Origin of the sequence: Pseudomonas sp. GZD-222, from assembly GCF_049310525.1 — a bacterium.
Lineage (GTDB): Bacteria > Pseudomonadota > Gammaproteobacteria > Pseudomonadales > Pseudomonadaceae > Aquipseudomonas.
This window is the reverse complement of the sequence record NZ_JBMOWO010000129.1, coordinates 1-2,877: the sequence shown is the minus strand read 5'-3', so window position 1 is coordinate 2,877 and position 2,877 is coordinate 1. Positions and strand designations below refer to the sequence as shown.

Here is a 2,877-nt window from a genome sequence, read left to right as displayed (position 1 = left end):
TTTTGTCTGTGTCCTTCCTTCTCTCCCCCCCCCCCCTCCTCCCTCCCCCCCCCCCCCCCCCCCCCCCCCCCCCCCCCGCTCCCACCAACTGTCGCTCCCGCCCGCTATTTGAAAATCGACAGATCAAGCGGCCGGATCGCCCCCATCCAGATCGCATGATCGCGATGATCCGCCAACTCGTCTCCGGTCAGCGGATGCAGGAACACCACCAGCCCATGGCGATACAGCGCCAGCCAGGGCAACACTACCCCCACCACTTCAGGCCCGAAGGCCAACTGGCAGCTCCAGTCCGGATGCGGCCCGACCGGCTTCTGATGCATCCGCCCCATACTCACCCCAAACAGCTTGGCAGCCTCTTCACAGAGCAGCCGCGCCTGTTCCATGGTGCTGGCGTCATAGTAAACGTGGGCGTGATATCCCTTGATCCTTTGCACGAAAACTCCTGAATCACAAGAACCCCCAAGGCATCCTGGGGTCAAATGATCACCCGCCTGAAAGGGAGTGACCTGGTGAAAAATGCCGAAACCCCAGTGTTCAAACTGATCCTGATCGGAGGTTTGAGCAGCCTGGGCAGCGCCCTGATGGCCGAGCTGCTCAAGCGCCAGCATGAAGTGATCGCCGTGGTCAAAGACCTCAACACCCTGGCGCCACGCCCGGGCCTGCACTTCAAGATCGGCGGACTGAACAGCGCTGCGCAAGCGGAACAGAGCGTCGCCGGTGGCTCAGCGGTGGTCTGCCTGCTGGCGGCACTGGCTGCCGATGACTTCGCCACACAGCTGCGCATGAGCCGCGCCTTGGTTGCCGGGATGTCCCGCACAACTATACGCCGGCTGGTGCTGGTGGGCGATTTCAGCGTGCTCGACAATAGCGAAGGGCACAGCGAGCAGCAACGGGCCTGTGCCGACCAGATCGTCGACCTGCTGCAACGCAGCCAGCTGCACTGGACCCTGGTCAACACGCCGCAACAAGTCGCCGGCCTGGGCATCGAGCATTTCCGCCAGACCCACGGCACCCTCGAACCCGGTCTTGCCGAGCCGCTACAGCGCCTGGCCCGGGTTGCCGCCGCCATGGTCGATACCCTTGAGCTGAAACTGCACCATGGCGAGCATGTGAACTTCGTCTTCTGACACGCCTGCGTTTTGCGGCTTGCACGCAACCGCCAGACACCGCACCCTTAACGGCCTTCACTCGCGATAGAGCATGTCCATGCCCTGGCCTGATCGCCACCGTCTACTGCCGTTTCTCACCTGGCTGCCCCGGCAAACCCGCGCCAGTGTGCGGCGCGATCTGCTGGTTGGGCTGAGCGGGGCAATCCTGGCACTGCCGCAATCCATCGCCTACGCATTGATTGCCGGCCTGCCTGCCGAGTACGGCCTGTATGCGGCTATCGTGCCGGTACTGATTGCCTGCCTGTGGGGCTCGTCCTGGCACCTGATCTGCGGGCCGACGGCGGCGATTTCCATTGTGCTCTATACCAGCGTCAGCCCCCTGGCTGTCAGCGGCAGCGACGACTACATCACCCTGATCCTGTTGCTTACGTTCCTGGCCGGACTGTTTCAGTGGCTACTGGGGCTGTTGCGCTTCGGCGCGCTGGTCAACTTCGTTTCGCAATCGGTGGTGCTGGGCTTCACCCTCGGCGCCGCCGTAGTGATCGCCCTGGGGCAACTGCCGAGTCTGATGGGGATGGAGTTACCCAGCCAGGCCACCGCCCTGAAAACCCTCGAAAGCCTCCTGGAACACTCAGGCGAAGTAGACTGGCCTTCATTGGGGCTTGGGCTGGGCACCCTGGTACTTGGCATAACGCTAAAGCTGCTACGGCCGCGCTGGCCCGGCCTGTTGATAACCCTGGCGATTGCCAGCCTGCTGGTCTGGTTGCTGCCGGGGGTATTCGCTGATGTGCAATTGGTGCCCGGATTCGTCGGCCAGTTGCCGCCCCTGAGCCCATTGCCGCTGCTGGACGTCGAGCTGATCCTGCGCCTGCTGCCCAGCGCCGTGGCGGTGGGTATGCTGGGGCTGGTCACCAGCCTGTCGATTGCCCGTTCACTGTCGTCGCGTTCGGAACAATTGATCGACGCCAACCAGGAAATCCGCGGCCAGGGCCTGTCGAACATGGTTGGCAGCTGGTTCTCCGGCTACCTGTCGTCGGGCTCCTTCACCCGTTCCGGGCTGAGTTATGACGCCGGTGCGCGCTCACCGCTGGCCGGGGTTTTCTCGGCTCTCTGGGTAGCGTTGTTTGCCGTGGCCGGCGCGAGCTTGATTGCACATATCCCGATCCCGGCGATGGCCGGCAGCATCCTGCTGATCTGCTGGGGTTTGATCGATCTTCAGGCGATACGTGCGCTGTTCCGGGTCAGTCGTTCAGAGTTTCTGGTCATGGCCCTGACCGCTGCGGCGACCTTGCTGCTGGAGCTGCAAACCGCCATCTACGCTGGCGTGCTGGCCTCGCTATTTTTCTACCTGAAACGCACCTCACGGCCGCGCGTACAGCATTCGCGCGAAGGGGATGCCGACCTGCTGCGGGTCGGAGGATCGATCTTCTTTGGTGCCAGCCACTACCTGCAGGTGCGTTTGCAACGCTGCCAGGGTCCCGATGTGGTGATCGATGCCCGGCAGATCAACTTCATCGACTTTTCCGGCGTCGACATGCTCCACCGCGAAGCTCGTCGATTGCGTCGGGCAGGCGGTAGCCTGACGCTGCATCGGGCGCGTCCACAGGTGATCGAAGAGTTACATAAGCTGGAAGGGGCAGCGCACTGCCCGATTCGCTTCGAGGAGTGAACTATCGCGGGGCAAGCCCGCTCCCACAGAGATTGCATTCAACCTGTGGGAGCGGGCTTGCCCCGCGAGTCATGTCTTAGCCGCGAGCCAGCTGGCGAC

Annotated in this window: 3 protein-coding genes; 2 read left to right on the top strand and 1 reads right to left on the bottom strand. The window is 63.2% G+C overall.

Features of this window, described 5'->3' with window-relative positions; genetic code table 11:
• Positions 1 to 104 precede the first annotated feature (104 nt).
• On the bottom strand, positions 105 to 434 hold the full coding sequence (locus ACO6VD_RS24565; protein ID WP_400171422.1) for a DOPA 4,5-dioxygenase family protein: 330 nt from the start codon (positions 432 to 434) through the stop codon (positions 105 to 107).
• A 75-nt stretch (positions 435 to 509) separates the two neighbouring features.
• Here ACO6VD_RS24565 and ACO6VD_RS24560 point away from each other — a divergent pair, with 75 nt between their 5' ends.
• Positions 510 to 1,127, top strand: coding sequence for an NAD(P)-dependent oxidoreductase (locus ACO6VD_RS24560; protein WP_422422542.1), 618 nt, complete (start codon positions 510 to 512; stop codon positions 1,125 to 1,127).
• 79 nt (positions 1,128 to 1,206) lie between these two features.
• Positions 1,207 to 2,778, top strand: a complete 1,572-nt coding sequence (locus ACO6VD_RS24555) for a SulP family inorganic anion transporter (protein WP_422422541.1) — start codon at positions 1,207 to 1,209, stop codon at positions 2,776 to 2,778.
• Positions 2,779 to 2,877 lie beyond the last annotated feature (99 nt).

Excerpts from the sequence above, each read along its gene's own strand:
- ACO6VD_RS24555 (WP_422422541.1), top strand. The coding sequence starts at position 1,207 with ATGCCCTGGCCTGATCGCCACCGTCTACTGCCGTTTCTCACCTGGCTG.